At 40.9% G+C, this 16,296-nt stretch carries 14 protein-coding genes; 9 read left to right on the forward strand and 5 right to left on the reverse strand.

Annotated elements, in window-relative coordinates; genetic code table 11:
- Positions 1-124 precede the first annotated feature (124 nt).
- A complete protein-coding gene (locus AC012T_RS24905) occupies positions 125-733 on the forward strand; it encodes a hypothetical protein (protein WP_487061739.1) in 609 nt (202 codons plus the stop codon).
- Positions 734-772: 39 nt separating this feature from the next.
- On the opposite strand, the gene cbiE is transcribed toward AC012T_RS24905, so the two are convergent.
- Positions 773-2,023, reverse strand: a complete 1,251-nt coding sequence (gene cbiE / locus AC012T_RS24910; protein ID WP_487061741.1) for a precorrin-6y C5,15-methyltransferase (decarboxylating) subunit CbiE — start codon at positions 2,021-2,023, stop codon at positions 773-775.
- Between the two features lie 30 nt (positions 2,024-2,053).
- The gene (locus AC012T_RS24915) at positions 2,054-2,380 is read right to left on the reverse strand and encodes a helix-turn-helix domain-containing protein (RefSeq protein WP_487061743.1); all 327 of its coding nucleotides are present in this window, start codon (positions 2,378-2,380) and stop codon (positions 2,054-2,056) included.
- A gap of 435 nt (positions 2,381-2,815) precedes the next feature.
- On the opposite strand from AC012T_RS24915, the gene cobG reads away from it, so the two are divergent.
- Genes cobG through cobJ form a run of 4 tightly spaced genes read left to right on the forward strand, consistent with a single transcriptional unit; the run spans position 2,816 to position 7,029 of the window.
- A complete protein-coding gene (gene cobG, locus AC012T_RS24920; RefSeq protein ID WP_487061745.1) occupies positions 2,816-4,285 on the forward strand; it encodes a precorrin-3B synthase in 1,470 nt (489 codons plus the stop codon).
- The gene (locus AC012T_RS24925; RefSeq protein ID WP_487061747.1) at positions 4,278-4,904 is read left to right on the forward strand and encodes a precorrin-8X methylmutase; all 627 of its coding nucleotides are present in this window, start codon (positions 4,278-4,280) and stop codon (positions 4,902-4,904) included. The genes cobG and AC012T_RS24925 overlap by 8 nt, the downstream gene beginning before the upstream one ends.
- Positions 4,905-4,906: 2 nt before the next feature.
- Positions 4,907-5,611 (forward strand): precorrin-2 C(20)-methyltransferase, encoded by a 705-nt coding sequence (locus tag AC012T_RS24930; RefSeq protein ID WP_487061749.1) that lies wholly within the window; start codon positions 4,907-4,909, stop codon positions 5,609-5,611.
- Positions 5,608-7,029 (forward strand): precorrin-3B C(17)-methyltransferase, encoded by a 1,422-nt coding sequence (gene cobJ / locus AC012T_RS24935; protein WP_487061751.1) that lies wholly within the window; start codon positions 5,608-5,610, stop codon positions 7,027-7,029. The genes AC012T_RS24930 and cobJ overlap by 4 nt, the downstream gene beginning before the upstream one ends.
- An 841-nt stretch (positions 7,030-7,870) precedes the next feature.
- Here cobJ and AC012T_RS24940 read toward each other — a convergent pair.
- Positions 7,871-9,190, reverse strand: coding sequence for an IS4 family transposase (locus AC012T_RS24940; RefSeq protein ID WP_487066390.1), 1,320 nt, complete (start codon positions 9,188-9,190; stop codon positions 7,871-7,873).
- Positions 9,191-9,522: 332 nt separating this feature from the next.
- Here AC012T_RS24940 and AC012T_RS24945 point away from each other — a divergent pair, with 332 nt between their 5' ends.
- The 4 genes from AC012T_RS24945 to recR all read left to right on the forward strand — a co-directional run bounded on the left by AC012T_RS24945 (position 9,523) and on the right by recR (position 14,513).
- Entirely contained in the window at positions 9,523-9,873 is a 351-nt protein-coding gene (locus AC012T_RS24945) for a histidine triad nucleotide-binding protein (protein ID WP_487061753.1), read from the forward strand.
- Between the two features lie 212 nt (positions 9,874-10,085).
- Positions 10,086-11,168 (forward strand): photosystem II q(b) protein, encoded by a 1,083-nt coding sequence (gene psbA, locus AC012T_RS24950; RefSeq protein WP_487061755.1) that lies wholly within the window; start codon positions 10,086-10,088, stop codon positions 11,166-11,168.
- A gap of 352 nt (positions 11,169-11,520) precedes the next feature.
- A complete protein-coding gene (locus tag AC012T_RS24955; protein ID WP_487061757.1) occupies positions 11,521-13,722 on the forward strand; it encodes an HAD-IIB family hydrolase in 2,202 nt (733 codons plus the stop codon).
- A gap of 233 nt (positions 13,723-13,955) precedes the next feature.
- A complete protein-coding gene (gene recR, locus AC012T_RS24960; RefSeq protein ID WP_487066764.1) occupies positions 13,956-14,513 on the forward strand; it encodes a recombination mediator RecR in 558 nt (185 codons plus the stop codon).
- Between the two features lie 603 nt (positions 14,514-15,116).
- On the opposite strand, the gene AC012T_RS24965 is transcribed toward recR, so the two are convergent.
- Together AC012T_RS24965 and AC012T_RS24970 are read right to left on the reverse strand one after the other, a co-directional pair.
- Complete coding sequence (locus AC012T_RS24965) at positions 15,117-15,596, reverse strand: hypothetical protein (protein WP_487061759.1); 480 nt, start codon at positions 15,594-15,596, stop codon at positions 15,117-15,119.
- A 454-nt stretch (positions 15,597-16,050) separates the two neighbouring features.
- A complete protein-coding gene (locus tag AC012T_RS24970; RefSeq protein ID WP_487061761.1) occupies positions 16,051-16,275 on the reverse strand; it encodes a hypothetical protein in 225 nt (74 codons plus the stop codon).
- Between the last annotated feature and the right edge of the window lie 21 nt (positions 16,276-16,296).

A 16,296-nucleotide genomic window follows, 5' to 3' on the forward strand; every position in this document is an offset into this window, starting at 1 on the left:
TACTCAAATTGAGTGGGAAATTTTTAGTTTTACCTGATACTGCATTTTCATTGCTGTCAAGAGATAATAGTTGAATAATGCCTCACCAATCACCAATTACCAATAACTAATTAGGGTTGTTCCGATGTCAAAAGTTTATACCACCCAGGAACTCATCCAAATTTTAGCAAATGAACGCCAAGCTTGTCTAAAAGGAGAGCGTCTCAAGTTGGAGGTGACAGCTTCTGGCAATCCTGTTCTAGACCAGTTTATCACAACTGAAGGGCTACAAAAGTTTACGGCCTATCAAGATTTTAAAGCTTCTATTCATGAATATCAACGGGAAAATCAAGTTTCTGGGATTGTTTGGAAAGATTTGACAATCAAAGGAAAAACCCTAAATTATCCAGAAGTTGACGCGCAGTTAATTGCATTAGATCAGGATTTAGAAATATTGAAAACTGCAAAAAATTCTATTCTGGAATTTTGGGATGTAGTTACAGCACAAATGGAGTTATATTTGAGTGTGAGTAATGGGAAACTACACGAAAAAATTAATATATTAGATGTAGAAAGAATTGCTCAAAGAACAGAATGGGCAAGTTTGTTAAAATGGGAAAATACGAACTTTTTAGAAGTAATTTTACAAATGGGTTGGGGTCAACCAGAAGAAGCTGCTTATAAACGCGGAAGACCACATTCAGGTAGTGAATTTATTCATGCGGTCAAACCTGGTAATTATCCCATTGGTTGATTTCATTTGCGTTCACCTGCGTTTAATGAATGATGATTTTCATAACTTATATCCTACCCATTGCGTAACTTGAGACATTCCTTTCCAACCTAAAAATTTACCAATAGGTTCTGCACGTTGAATAGAAATGCGCGTGAAATTTCCTCCCACTTTTTCATACCATTCAAATAAAGTTTGTTCACCTTCTAAAGTGACAACATTAGCAACTATTCTCCCTCCAGGACGCAATGCATTCCAACAAATGTCAAAAAGTCCTGGTGTGGTGACACCACCACCAATAAAAATCGCGTCTGGTGTGGGTAAGTTTTGAATAACTTCCGGTGCTTTCCCGGTGATGATTTGTAAATTAGGAGTACCTAAAGCGATAGCATTATCAGCTATATAATTTATTCTAGTTTCGTTTTGCTCAAGAGCGATCGCACAACATCGAAAATTACTCCGCATCCATTCTATCGAAATTGAGCCACAACCCGCACCCACATCCCAAAGCAACTCCCCCGGTAAAGGTGCTAAAGTTGATAAAGTAATTGCCCTAACTTCCCGTTTGGTTAATTGTCCATCATGGTAAAAAGCGCTATCAGCTAAACCGGGAAATCTCGATAAAGGCATTACCCCCGCATCTGCTATACAATCAACTGCAACAGTATTTAAAGCCTCTATTTCTGTTTCTTGCCAAGATGCCGCAATACCTTCTAAAATGCGTTCATGAATACCGCCCATTCTTTCCAAAACGGTAATCTTACTACCACCATAACCGCAATTTGTCAATAGTTCGGCAACAATTCCTGGTGTATCCTTCCCTGCACTTAAAATCAATAACTTCGCACATGGATAGATATAAGATTGCAGCAGAGACGCAGGACGACCGCATAAACTCAAAGTTTCTACTTCCGGTAAAGACCATCCTAATCGAGAACAAGCGAGACTAAAAGCCGAAGGTGCAGGAATAATCGTAATTTCAGAAATAGGAATATGCTTTATCAGAGTTGCACCCACACCGTAACACATCGGGTCGCCACTAGCTAACACGCAAATTGCCTGACCACGCCGTTGAATAATTTCTGTGATAGAAGCCTGAAAGGGAGATTTCCAGAGAATTTTTTCGCGGTTGTCGTTTGGGGGTAACATAGCCAGATGACGTTCCCCACCAACGATAATTGTAGCTTGATCGAGAAGAGAAAGAGCGATCGCGTTCGCGTAGCGTCTCGTAGAGAAGCGCGACCTAGGAATCGCACTTAATCCCTCTAAACCATCTTCGCCTATACCGACTATTGATAGCCATTTATTCATAAAATATCATTTGTAATATCGCTACACGCCCTATAGCAATATCACAGTTTCAGCAGACTGGTTTAGCGTATGACGAGGACGAAGATGTAAAGTGATTTCTGTATCGAGACGCTTGAGGAAAATCAGGAGTTTACCCTCGCTGAAACGTTGAAACTCTCCTTTCATTAAATGAGACACTTCTGGCTGAGGAATGCAAAGCAGTTCACTGATTTCACGCTGTTTGAGGTTGCGTTGTTTCAGGAGACGGAGTACCTGAAGCCCTATCTTACCCCGCGTCAAAAGTTCATCTGCATTCAACAAACCGAGGTCAGCAAATACGTTGCCACTGCTTTCTTCAAAAATTGGTTCCTGTGTCATTGTTGTTTCTCCCTTGCTATCGCATCCTTATAGCGTTGTTTAATCAGGTCAACATCAGCCTGTGGAGTTTTAATTCCTTTTTATATGAAATTTCCTATAAAAACAAGTCAGACAATAGCACGAAATATCCCTCGCGCAAAGAAAGTCTGAAGGATAAGTTTCAAATTTATCTTTTTCGCTGCTATTGATTCAAAGCGATCGCATAAATACCTCCCTATGCTAAACTGCTAAATCTTAGAGTTGGGAAACTTCGGTTAAATTCCGGGACTGTGCCGCAGCTGTAAAGAAAAGGCAAAAAGCAAAAGAATGAAATTCTTCCTTTGACTTTTTATTTTCCAAGTCAGAATGCTAACTCTATGAATGTTATTGGATGTAAGGGAGGGAAACACCCACCCCTACTCTGTCTCTGCGTCGCACGGGGAAGGAGTTCTCGTTTTGTTAACCGCGTCTACTGCTTGTCCAGGGTTGTTTTACAATATATCAGCCCAAGATGGAATCTTGTCTCGTGTGAGAATACCCGGTGGGATTCTTGATAGTGAACAGTGTCAATTTATTGCAAACATAGCTGATAATTGTGGTGGCGGCTATGTTGACGTTACCAATCGTGCTAATTTGCAAATTCGGGAAATTAAAACTGGGATAAATATTGAAATTCTCCAGCGTTTACAAAAATTGGGTTTAGGTTCTGCCAACTCCGCTGTAGACCATATTCGCAACATCATGACTAGTCCCACTGCGGGTATTGATCCTCAAGAATTAATAGATACTCGACCCTTCGTTAAAACTTGGGATGATTATATTACATCACATCCCCATCTTGCAGGACTATCTGCCAAATTTAGCGTTGGTTTTGATGGTGGTGGTAAAGTTTCAGTACAGAATTGCGTTAACGATATCACCTTTGCGGCTGTCTTGGAAAATGGAAATGTTTACTTCCAGCTTTTTCTGAGTTTTGGTGAAAAAGGACAACTACCGAAGAATACGGGAATTTTATTAAAACCAGATGAATGTTTACCAGTTTTAGCCGTTTTAGCTGATGTTTACCTAGATAACATAGGTGTAACGAGTCAACGCAAGCGACGTTTGCGAGAAGTTATCAATGATTTAGGTGTAGAAAATTATCTGCGTTTAGCTTTCCAACCCCTAGTTCCTAATTACTTTTCCCAATTACCAGCCCAAACAGATATGATAACTGTTCCGGCAGACTCAATTGGTATTCATCCCCAAAAACAAGCAGGATTATTTTATATCGGTGTAGTATTACCACTAGGAAGGTTAGAAGCCTGGCAAATGAGGCATTTAGCTGATTTGGCAGCAAAATATGGTAATGGTAATCTCAGGCTAACTCCTTGGCAAAATTTACTTGTCACTGATATACCCAAAAAACAAGTTGCTGAAGTTGAGACAGAGATTACCCGCTTAGGATTAAATATCTCACCAACTAACATCAAAACTTCGTTAGTCGCTTGTTCTGGTAAACGCGGTTGTGCTGCTTCGGCTACCGAAACCAAAGACCACGCTTTAGCATTAGCAGACTATCTAGAACATATTACTCTAGATCATCCAATCAATATTCACTTTAGTGGTTGTGTCAAATCTTGCGCTCAACACCAACAAGCTGATATTACCTTGTTAGGAGTTCGCATTCAGTCAGAAAATGAAACTATGGAGGGTTATCAACTCTATATTGGTGATGGTAATTTACAAAAATTTGGTTATCAACTCTATGAGTATGTAACTTTTGCCGAATTACCAAACATCATTGCCAAAATGTTGTGTGTGTATAAAAATCAACGATTAAACCTTAATGAGTCCTTTAGGGAATTTGTTTACCGTTATGACACATCCCAACTACAACGATTATTCACAGTTAAATCAATCCCAAATCTCAAATCCAATGTCTAACTATATACGCGATGCTGACGAAATATACCGCAATTCTTTTGCAATTATCCGGGCAGAAGCAAACTTAGATATCCTGCCACCTGATGTAGCAAAAGTTGCAGTACGAATGATTCATGCCTGTGGAATGACGGATATTGTCACAGACTTGGGATATTCACCAAGGGCAGTGGAGTCAGGTAGAAAAGCTTTAGCAGCAGGCGCACCGATTTTGTGCGATTGTCGGATGGTGGCCGAAGGTGTGACGAGAAAAAGATTACCTACCAATAATCAAATTATCTGCACCCTAAATGATCCTGAAGTTCCAGAAATAGCAAAACGGTTGCGAAATACACGGTCAGCAGCAGCTTTAGAATTATGGCGTTTCCATTTAGATGGGGCAATAGTCGCAATTGGTAATGCACCTACAGCCTTATTTAGGATATTGGAAATGCTGGATGAACGTGTGCCACGTCCAGCATTGATATTGGGCTTTCCTGTGGGTTTTGTTGGTGCAGCAGAATCAAAAGCAGCGTTGGCAGCGAATAGTCGCAATGTTCCATTTTTAACTTTACATGGAAGGAGGGGCGGAAGTGCGATCGCAGCTGCTGCCATTAATGCCTTAGCAACAGAGGAAGAATAACAATGAACAGTGGAGGTCGTCTATATGGAATTGGTGTCGGCCCAGGAGATCCAGAACTATTGACACTAAAAGCCCTGCGATTATTACAGTCTGCCCCTGTTATTGCCTATCAATCAGCAATAGACAAAGAAAGTATCGCCAGAAAAATAGTGTCGCCATATTTACCCGGCAATCAAATCGAGGTATTGTATCATCTCCCCCGTGCCTTAGAACCAGAAAAAGCCAAATCCATTTACGACCAAGAAGTTGAACCCATTGCCGCACATCTGGCAGCAGGTCGTGATGTAGTTGTATTGTGTGAAGGCGATCCGTTTTTTTACGGTTCATTCATGTATATCTTCACTCGTTTATCTGAGCAGTACCAAACGGAAGTTGTTCCTGGTATATCTTCACTCATGGCCTGTCCAGTGTCTTTGGGCGTTCCCTTTACCTACTACAATGATGTCCTCACTGTTCTGCCCGCAACACTGCCTACAGAAATGCTCACCTCACATCTATTAACAACAGATGCGGCGGCAATTATGAAACTGGGTCGCCATTTCACAAAAGTACGCGATCTTCTTCATCAATTAGGCATGGCATCACGGGCAAAATATATTGAACGGGCAACAACAGCCCAGCAGCGAATTGTCCCCCTAGATGAAGTTAACCCAGAGGAAGTACCTTATTTCTCAATGATTGTCATCCCGACAAAACAGAAATTATGAAAACAAGGGTTGCACCTGCCGTCGTGGTACTAAGTCAAAATAGTGTGGCATTAGGACGGCAAATCATCAGTGTTTTACCAAGGGCTAAATTATACGGTTTAGCCAGTCGCACCTCAGATGTTGATGTGAGTTTTACCAATTTTGGCGAAACCTTACGGGAATTATTCGCTGCTGGGACACCTTTAATTGGAATTTGTGCAGCTGGTATTCTGATCAGAACTCTTGCACCTCTGCTAACAAATAAAGGACAAGAACCGCCAGTATTAGCCGTAGCTGAAGATGGTAGTGCTGTAGTCCCGCTTTTAGGTGGACTCAGTGGGGTAAATGATTTAGCACGTCGAATTGCAGCAAAGTTAGATATACAAGCAGCAATTACAACCACAGGAGATTTACGTTTTCGCACAGCTTTGTTATCACCTCCTCCTGGATATCATTTAGCTAACCCAGAAGATGCCAAAAAATTTATTGCTGATTTACTCGCAGGGGCAAAAGTTAAATTAGAAGGAACAGCCCCTTGGTTGAGTGAAAGTCAACTACCAATTGACCCCAATGGAGAGTTAACAATTCAGATAACTGAAGATTTGGGGACTCCTCAACCCAACTGTTTAGTTTATCACCTGGAAAAAATTGCGGCGATTGACTCCGAAACCAATGAAAAACAACGCGGAAAATTAGCCATAATTGGTACTGGCCCCGGTGCATCAAAATGGATGTCTCCCGAAGTTGCAGAAATCCTCAATGCTGCTACTGATTTAGTCGGTTATAAAACCTACATAAATTTAATCGGTTCTTTAGCAGATGGTAAACATATCCATGAGTCCGACAATCGGGAAGAAGAAGCACGGGCAAAAATGGCGCTAGACTTGGCCGCAGAAGGAAGATATGTAGTAGTGGTTTCTTCCGGCGACCCTGGTATTTTTGCAATGGCCACAGCAGTATTTGAAGTTCTAGACCGCTACAACAAACCAGAATGGCAAAATATTGATATTCAAGTTGCCCCTGGAATCTCAGCCATGCAAGCCACCGCAGCAGCTATTGGCGCACCATTAGGCCATGACTTCTGCGCTATTTCTTTATCTGACATTTTGAAACCTTGGGCAATTATCACCCAACGCATCACCGCAGCAGCCCAAGGTGATTTTGTCGTCGCCTTTTATAATCCTGTTTCTAAAGAACGGATTTGGCAATTAGCCGCAGCTAAAAATATCTTATTGCAGTACAGAAAGCCAGATACCCCGGTAGTATTAGGGCGAAATGTGGGCAGACCTGGACAAGCAGTGAAAGTTATTACCCTTGAACACTTAGAACCCACAGATGCTGATATGCGAACCCTGATTATTGTTGGTTCTTCTCAAACTCGGCAGATGCATAGCAATCATACCAATTGGGTTTATACGCCGCGCCGCTACCAAACCTGATATCTCCATTAATTCATAAATAAAGCCCCAAGAATAATAATTTATTCTTAGGGCTGTCATACCTGACCACCTTTACCTTTGTAATTTAAACATACCAGAACTTTCGAGGACTCGAAGACATAATTATTGGATTTATGTCTAAAAAATAAATAAAGGATTTGTGTAACTTGTGCTATCCTAATCCACAAATTTGTTTTATCTTCCAAATATAAATATTTTTTAGTTATTATCACTATGAATATCTCATATACAACTCTCTTTCCTTCAGCTTAAATATTTAGTAAAAAGATATAATTCAAGTAGTTATGTCTATTGAAATGCTTATAAATACTTGATTTTTTGTTTTTTATCATCAACAATAAAAGCATCATGTTCCACACATGATTGTAGCCGACAAAAGTGACAGAAGCCCTAAGTTATGTCCGCTCGTGCGGACATTTTATTTATAAATAAAATTTTCGGGCGTGTACAGTTAATAAATAAATATCCGCCTTGTTTGTAGATATGAAGGCATCTATTACATAAAAAAAATATTTTTTTAATATTGGATATTTAGGTAAGACATGAAAATTAAAATTAAGACAAATTAGAATTTGAATAGATATTAACAGTTGTTAACACATTTTTATTTCTTGGTGAGAAATTCGGAAATTAATTTAATCAACTTTTTGGACATAACTAATACATTTATGTCTTTTTATTTTGGCAATTTGACCTGAATAGAAAACTGGGGCATTATTTTGGAAATATCAAACAGAAATATATACACCCGGATTTCATTTAAATGAGAAACAAACTTGAACAATAGAACTCTTGTGGTGTGGGCATCTTGCCATTGGTGTCAAGTTAAGGCATCAGCCCAAATGTCAAGAGAGCGAGCAGCCGTTCGTCGGTGACGTTGACGGACGGCCTTGACTAAACCCATAGAACGATGATGTTCGACAAGCCAAGGAATAAGTTGCAAATCAGGAGCGAGTAAAAGTGCGCGGTGGAAAAAATATAAACTGCGAAAAACCATTTCCACAGAAATGCGTTCTAAAGGTTGTTGTAAAGCAATAGCGACATCAGCACACAAGTCATTGAGGACAGCGTAGAAAATCCAGGTAGCATATATTTGCATCTGTACACCATTAGTGCCACCAACCCACAAATAGGACAAGCCCAATAAACGCTTAGTCAATAAAAATGCGTCCTCAATTCGCCAACGTCGGCGGTATAAATCACAAACCTCCTGTGGTGAAAGCTGTTGTGGGTCAAGAACATTAGTCAAATAATGATACCAAGTCTTACCCCATAATACGGATACTTGGCGCATGGGATAGCGACATGGGTTGGTATGATGCAATCCCATTTGAATAATTTCATCCCTGTAGTGAGAGCCGCTAGAAAGTACACGCACTACCTTATATCTAACCTTTTCCTTTTGGCGCGTGAGAACATACTTGCCGGCAGCAGTTAGAGAATCAAACCACTCAAAACCATAAAATCCCATGTCTACTATGAGTAAACCACCATCAGGTAAAAGTTCTAACAATGCTTGCCACCAACGAGTCTCATTCCGCTTGGCATCAGCATCATACCAAACTGCTACAGGAATATGAGTGAAAGCTTCTACTACCATCAGCATTTTTCCTGCCAACACTGAACCTGTTTTTTCTTGCAATTGTCCGAAGTGCTTTTTCATGGCTTCGAGTGTTGAGGCATCACAAATCCAAATGGCGGAAAATCTCTGCGCCACTGATGCCCAGGCTGGAGCTAATTCTTTTGCATTCCTTTTTGCTGCTAGACGTTCTACTACTTGCTCAAACATCTTGGCAAATAGATGCGCCGGTAAACTGTTGAGTCTTTGGGACAGAGCTTGCTTGCTGACTTTTGTTGCCTCTACCCACATTAATCCTTCTACTTCTAGGCAGCGCAATACATCTGTTAAGTGTTGTACTTGTCGATATACTAGACTCAGTATTATTGCTGCCATTACTGGTAGGGTTAATACTCTTGAGCGCAAGCTTCGCTCTTTGTCTTTTACCCCTTTGAGGTTGGCAAATGTCCCTGGACTTAATAGCCCAATCAACCGTGATTCTATTTCTTCACTAGCTGGAGCAGGTACGCTAACTTGATGGCGAAAGTCTGGATTCCCTTGTTTTTTCCTTGGTTTACTCATGGCTCTTTTCAACACCCCTGTGTTGACTTTTACCATTTATTTCCCACTCTTGACACAAATCCATTTTTCTTAACTTGACACCAATGGCATCTTGCCCGCTAGATATGTACTTCCTAACAGCGAAATCTGCTGTATCCCATCTTTCGTTCTTTTAGTCATCTTCAGCAACACAAAACCTGATAACTGTAACGTGTCCTTAGATATACCCTTTATTTAACAAGGCTTTGAAAGATTTACTTAGAGAAGCGATCGCACTCCAAGTTAACATTCAATTAACAAATAACACCATGCGATCGCCTAAAATTTCTAGCAGATGAATCAGACCAAACCTCATGAGTAATACCACAGACACCATTTTCAGTAAAATTATCCGTAAAGAAATTCCCGCAAATATCGTTTATGAGGATGACTTAGCTTTAGCCTTCACAGACGTTAACCCCCAAGCACCAGTTCACATCCTCGTCATCCCCAAAAAACCCATAGTTAACCTCGCTACAGCCGAACCAGAAGATCAAGTTTTATTAGGACATCTTTTATTAACAGTCCAGAAAGTTGCAGCACAAGCTGGACTAGAAAACGGTTATCGCGTAGTTATGAATAATGGCGTTGATGGCGGTCAAACAGTCTATCACCTACATATACATATACTAGGCCGTCGTCCTATGTCCTGGCCTCCTGGTTGATTTGCACATCTGAAATCATCTCTAACTTCTGTGGTGTAGGCATCCTGCCTGCACAAATCATTCTGTAAATCCGAATACATTAGTAAAACATATAACTGATATAACGAATACTAATTTTAATTATCTTTACAAAACGCAACTAAGGATTTAATGTTGAATGTAGGTAGGCAAAAAAACCTATCAACATCATAAAAAAATAAAGCACTTATAAAATGACCACAACCATTCAACAGCGTTCAACCGCTAACGTCTGGGATCGCTTTTGCGAGTGGATCACCAGCACCGAAAACCGTATCTACATCGGTTGGTTCGGCGTATTGATGATTCCTACCCTGTTATCTGCTACCACCTGCTTCATCATCGCATTCATCGCTGCGCCTCCCGTTGACATCGACGGTATCCGTGAGCCAGTAGCAGGTTCTTTGATCTACGGAAACAACATCATCTCCGGTGCAGTTGTTCCTTCTTCCAACGCTATTGGTTTGCACTTCTACCCAATCTGGGAAGCAGCTTCCTTAGATGAGTGGTTGTACAACGGCGGTCCTTACCAATTGGTAATTTTCCACTTCTTGATCGGTTGCGCTTGCTACTTAGGTCGTCAGTGGGAATTGTCTTACCGCTTGGGTATGCGTCCTTGGATCTGTGTAGCTTACTCTGCACCTTTGGCATCTGCTACCGCAGTATTCTTGATCTACCCCATCGGTCAAGGTTCATTCTCCGATGGTATGCCTTTAGGTATCTCCGGAACCTTCAATTTCATGATCGTGTTCCAAGCTGAACACAACATCTTAATGCACCCCTTCCATATGTTGGGAGTAGCTGGTGTATTCGGTGGTTCCTTGTTCTCTGCAATGCACGGTTCTTTGGTTACATCTTCCTTGGTTCGGGAAACAACCGAAACCGAATCACAAAACTACGGTTACAAGTTCGGTCAAGAAGAAGAAACCTACAACATCGTTGCAGCACACGGTTACTTCGGTCGCCTGATTTTCCAATACGCTTCTTTCAACAACAGCCGTTCACTTCACTTCTTCCTCGCTGCATGGCCTGTAATCGGTATCTGGTTTACCGCTTTGGGTGTTAGCACAATGGCTTTCAACTTGAACGGTTTCAACTTCAACCAATCCATCATTGATTCTCAAGGTCGTGTAATTGGTACATGGGCTGACGTAATCAACCGCGCTAACTTGGGTATGGAAGTAATGCACGAACGTAATGCTCACAACTTCCCTCTAGACTTGGCTGCTGGTGATGTTGCTCCTGTTGCTTTAACTGCACCTGCAATCAACGGTTAATAACTAAGTTTTATTTAAACGAAAAACACTCTCCTTCAGGGGGGTGTTTTTTGTTTGTGATGTAATTTTGATTAAGACTATAATCTCAAATACTTTTTCCGCAGTTGCACTGCCTATTTATTTAAAAATTATACCAAGCGTGTTAATATACTAATGTAGCTATCAAGGTTGAGCCATGATTAGTTACGAGTTTAAAACCCTAAGATTTACTCATTTTAATTCATGCTTCACAAGGGTGTAAAACTGCTCAACCTATCTGGATGATGGACGTTTCGCCTATAACAGTCAAGTCCATTAGGTATAAAAAGGCTAGATATAGCCTGCTATACAGTCAATTATGGAGGAAGACAAGATGTCAAACAGCCAAGGGTTGTACATTTTGCTGGTTAGTGTTCACGGTTTAATCAGAGGTCATAATCTAGAATTAGGAAGAGATGCCGACACCGGTGGACAAACAAAATATGCAGTCGAACTTGCCACCACATTAGCCAAAAATCCCCAAGTAGAAAGAGTTGATTTAGTTACTCGGTTGGTGAATGATCCAAAAGTTAGTCCTGACTATGCTCAACCAATAGAAATTCTCTCAGATAAAGCTCAGATCATTCGTCTCGCTTGCGGGCCACGTCGCTATCTCCGCAAAGAAGTTCTCTGGCAGCATTTAGATACCTTTGCAGATGAATTGCTCAGACACATTCGTAAAGTGGGCAGAATACCGAATGTAATTCATACACACTACGCTGATGCAGGATATGTTGGCAGTCGGGTTGCAGGTTGGTTAGGAACTCCTCTTGTACATACTGGCCACTCCCTGGGACGGGTTAAACAGCAAAAATTATTGGAACAGGGAACTAAACAGGAAGTAATTGAAGATCATTTTCACATTAGTACAAGAATTGAAGCTGAAGAAATTACCCTTGGTGGTGCAGCTCTAGTTATAGCCAGTACTAATCAAGAAGTTGAACAGCAGTATAGTGTATACGATCGCTATCAACCAGAAAGAATGGTGGTGATTCCTCCTGGTGTGGACTTGGATCGATTTTACCTACCTGGAGATGATTGGCACAATCCACCGATTCAAAAAGAATTGGATCGATTTCTCAAAGATCCGCAAAAGCCAATCATCATGGCGATTTCCCGGCCTGCTATTCGTAAAAACGTCAGTAGTCTGATTAAGGCTTATGGTGAAGATCCTGAGTTGCGGAAACTGGCAAACCTAGTCATAGTCCTGGGAAACCGGGACGACATCATGACGATGGAATCGGGGCCACGTCAGGTATTTATAGAGATATTGCAATTAATAGATCGCTACGACCTTTACGGTCATATTGCTTATCCTAAACACCATAATGCTGACGATGTTCCAGATTTATATCGGCTGACAGCTAGAACACAAGGGGTATTCATTAATCCTGCCTTGACAGAACCATTTGGACTCACATTGATAGAAGCGAGTGCTTGTGGTGTACCCATTATTGCCACTGCTGACGGTGGACCACGAGATATTCTGGCAGCTTGTGAGAATGGATTGCTGATTGATCCCCTCAATATTCCAGAAATACAAAATGCCCTCCGCAAAGCTTTGACAGATAAGGAACAATGGCAACTCTGGTCTAGCAATGGTTTAGTTAATGTCCGCCAATATTTCTCCTGGAATAGTCATGTGGAGAAATATCTAGATAAAATACGCCTATTTCCCCAACGACGAATTCAATCTCTACTCAGTCCTCTACCAGCATCTCCCGCCGCTGATCATCCAGAGTGGAATGTGCCAGATACCAACCGTCTACCAACCGCTGATCGTTTCCTCGTTAGTGAAATTGATAACACGCTGTTGGGTGACAAAGAAGCCCTAGAAAAATTGATTCAGCGCATTCGTAACGAAGGACATACCACCGGGGTTGCAATCGCCACGGGTCGTACCCTAGAAAGCACTTTGAGTATGTTGGAAGAATGGCGATTCCCGATGCCTGACTTGTTAATTACATCAGCAGGTAGTGAAATCTACTATGGGCCGCAGATAGTCACAGATACAAGTTGGCAAAAACACATTGGTTATCAATGGCAAGCTGAAGCAATTCGGGCAGCAATGAAGAACATCCCCGGTGTGGAATTGCAACCAGAAGAAGCTCAACGCCAGTTTAAGGTCAGCTATTTTGTGGATGAAGCTAAAGCGCCTAACTTCCGAGAAATTATCCGCCATTTGCGTCGTCATCAACTGCCTGTAAAAGGGATTTACAGCCACAATATGTATCTGGATTTAGTACCTTTCCGGGCTTCTAAGGGTGATGCAATTCGCTATGTGGCTTTAAAATGGGGTTTACCTGTGCAACGATTCTTGGTGGCAGGGGCATCCGGTAATGATGAAACCATGCTTGGTGGTAACACTTTAGGAGTTGTGGTGGGGAATTACAGCCAAGAAATTGAAAAGCTGCGCGGTTATCCACAAATTTACTTTGCTGAAGGTAATTATGCCTGGGGCATTTTGGAAGCCTTGGATTATTACGACTTTTTTGGTAATCTGTCTCAAAAACAGCCAGAAATGGTGACGGTTTAGGTTGCGATCGCACACCATTATTTTACAAACTCACTTTCCCGCAAGAGGATGGAAACCCAATCCTAATTGCGGATAAAATCGCTTTTTTCATCCTGTTAATCCTTTAATCCTGGACATCCTGATTCAGACAGTTTCTCCAAAACTCCCCAAAAATGTCATCATAGTAAAGGTAAAAACGCACTGGAGACAAAGCCACGGTTTACGCACGCCCTTTAGCCAGGTTAATTGAACAACTGCAACGCCTTCCCGGAGTTGGCCCCAAATCTGCCCAGCGTCTAGCGTTGCATATTTTGAAGCGTCCAGAAGCAGAAGTTGAGGCTTTAGCACAGGCAATGGTTGACGCAAAAAAACAGATAGGTTTGTGTCAAGTCTGCTATCACCTCTCATCTGAACCTGTATGTGAAATTTGTCGCAACCCCAACCGAGATAATAAAATTATCTGTGTAGTTGCAGATTCCCGTGATGTGATTGCACTAGAAAAAACCCGTGAGTTTAAAGGCAAGTATCACGTTTTAGGTGGGGTAATTTCCCCAATGGACGGTATTGGCCCGGAACAGTTGACAGTCCAACCTTTAGTGCGGAGAGTCAGTCAACAAAAGCCGCAAGAAGTGATTATGGCTATTAGTCCCAGTGTGGAAGGGGAAACAACAACATTATATATAGGTCAACTACTCAAACCATTTACCAAAGTCACTCGTATTGCCTTTGGTCTACCGGTGGGTGGTGATTTAGAGTATGCTGATGAGGTGACACTGGCTAGAGCTTTAGAAGGTCGGCGAGAATTAGATTAGATATAGCAGTCCTCAATCAGTTGTAAAAAATCAATTTTTTAGGATTTAAGCATTCACGAAATCTATAAAATATAGATTATGGATTTAGGACTTACACACTGTACAAATCAATCATGATATGCGTTCACCAAAATACTTTATTTCAGGCTGAAACTAATTCTATTTTTACCGATAAATCAATCGTGGGGTAGGGGTAAAGCAAAAGTTCATTGGTGTCAACTTAAGCTCAAATCCTGATGATATCTCGTTCCCAGTCTCCGACTGGGAATGCTATTACAGAGGCTCTGCCTCGGTTTTCATAGAAGGCAGAGCCTTCTAGAATTCATTCCCATACAGAGTATGGGAACGAGAAAGGGTGAAACTGATATTTTACAAGGCTTTCACGTTAAGTTGACACGCATGAACACTGCTAAACCCCTAAGATAAATGTGATTTTCACGGATATATATATTTGATATTTTTTGTCAATGCGTAACTTCTAGAATCACCACATTAATAAGAGCGGATTTCGCTGTCAGGAGGTACATATCTAGCGGGCAAGATGCCCGCACCACAAGAGTTTCATTATTCAATTTTGTATCTCATTTAAATGAAACCGCTGTATTATTGAGCTTTATTTTTTAGTTGATTCCAAGCGGAGACAACAGACTGTAATTTATTTTGCAGTCCATTTTGAGAAATATCGTTGTACTGAAATGTACCTTTTTGGCTGGTGAGAGTGTAAGTGATATAGTCAGCAGCACCGCTAGGTGCAGGATAACTGAGATTTTTAAACTTAGTAATGTTATTTTGATTTAGTAATTTTTCAAACTGTTTTACCTGTTGCAAAGAAACACGGCGTACACTACGTTCTGAATCATTAGCATCACCAATTCGCACACGCGTCAACAGCCCATCGTTTAGTAAAATAGTTTGGTAAGTTCTACCAGTTATTCCACCACTAGAAATTTCCCGAAATACCATACCTCTATCTAAAGGTGGTGGTAACTCATTAGTAGGAATTGGGATAGGTTGTATTTTATTATTTTTTATCTCTCTTTGCTGCATATTAATGGGATTTGGGACAGCAACTGCACTATTCATAAGAGTGATTCCACTGCTTATCGTTAACAATGCAGTTAACATTAAAGGACTGGTAATTAGCCTGTGATTAATGTTGGTATTTAGGTTGGACAAAGTTTTAATATTCAGCATGAAAAAAATTCCCATGAGGTGATTTATTAAAAAAGTTGGTTATTCTTGTAAAAATACAAATTAATAACCATTTAATACACAATATGAAGATGCAAATTTGAATAATCAAATACAATCTTCAATGCATCAATATTTGAGTATCTTAAAGAGAGACGCTAATTTAGTAGCGATTGTTGCCGTTTATCTTGAAAGGATGTTTGAAAAGTGTGAGGGAGTAAAAAATTAAGCCAGTCACCTAACCATAATACGGATCAAAGCTAGGTCGATATAAATCTATCAAAAAGCACTATGTCTTTTTCTGGTTCTTTTCAGATCACTGGGACAACAAATATACAATTGTTATCTAGAAAATTGAGTTTTTTGTCCTTGTAACCGTGGAGAAGTCATTGCCATAGCCATCAATAAAATGTAAGGATACAGAATATTTGATATAGCAGGGAACAGAAGAGAAAAATATTCTTCTTCCTTCTTCCTTCTTCCTTCTTCCTTCTTCCTTCTTCCTTCTTCCTTCTGACTCCGAACTCCGTTCGCGTAGCGTCTCCGTTCGGCGAAGCCGTGCCGTAGGCATAGGAGAAACTCCGAACTCCTG

It is taken from the genome of Anabaena sp. EIM26, assembly GCF_057568715.1.

Excerpts from the sequence above, each read along its gene's own strand:
- AC012T_RS24905 (WP_487061739.1), top strand. The coding sequence starts at position 125 with ATGTCAAAAGTTTATACCACCCAGGAACTCATCCAAATTTTAGCAAAT.
- cbiE (WP_487061741.1), bottom strand. The coding sequence starts at position 2,023 with ATGAATAAATGGCTATCAATAGTCGGTATAGGCGAAGATGGTTTAGAG.
- AC012T_RS24915 (WP_487061743.1), bottom strand. The coding sequence starts at position 2,380 with ATGACACAGGAACCAATTTTTGAAGAAAGCAGTGGCAACGTATTTGCT.
- AC012T_RS24925 (WP_487061747.1), top strand. The coding sequence starts at position 4,278 with ATGTCTAACTATATACGCGATGCTGACGAAATATACCGCAATTCTTTT.
- AC012T_RS24930 (WP_487061749.1), top strand. The coding sequence starts at position 4,907 with ATGAACAGTGGAGGTCGTCTATATGGAATTGGTGTCGGCCCAGGAGAT.
- cobJ (WP_487061751.1), top strand. The coding sequence starts at position 5,608 with ATGAAAACAAGGGTTGCACCTGCCGTCGTGGTACTAAGTCAAAATAGT.
- AC012T_RS24940 (WP_487066390.1), bottom strand. The coding sequence starts at position 9,190 with ATGAGTAAACCAAGGAAAAAACAAGGGAATCCAGACTTTCGCCATCAA.
- AC012T_RS24945 (WP_487061753.1), top strand. The coding sequence starts at position 9,523 with ATGAGTAATACCACAGACACCATTTTCAGTAAAATTATCCGTAAAGAA.
- psbA (WP_487061755.1), top strand. The coding sequence starts at position 10,086 with ATGACCACAACCATTCAACAGCGTTCAACCGCTAACGTCTGGGATCGC.
- AC012T_RS24955 (WP_487061757.1), top strand. The coding sequence starts at position 11,521 with ATGTCAAACAGCCAAGGGTTGTACATTTTGCTGGTTAGTGTTCACGGT.
- AC012T_RS24965 (WP_487061759.1), bottom strand. The coding sequence starts at position 15,596 with ATGAATAGTGCAGTTGCTGTCCCAAATCCCATTAATATGCAGCAAAGA.
- AC012T_RS24970 (WP_487061761.1), bottom strand. The coding sequence starts at position 16,275 with ATGCCTACGGCACGGCTTCGCCGAACGGAGACGCTACGCGAACGGAGT.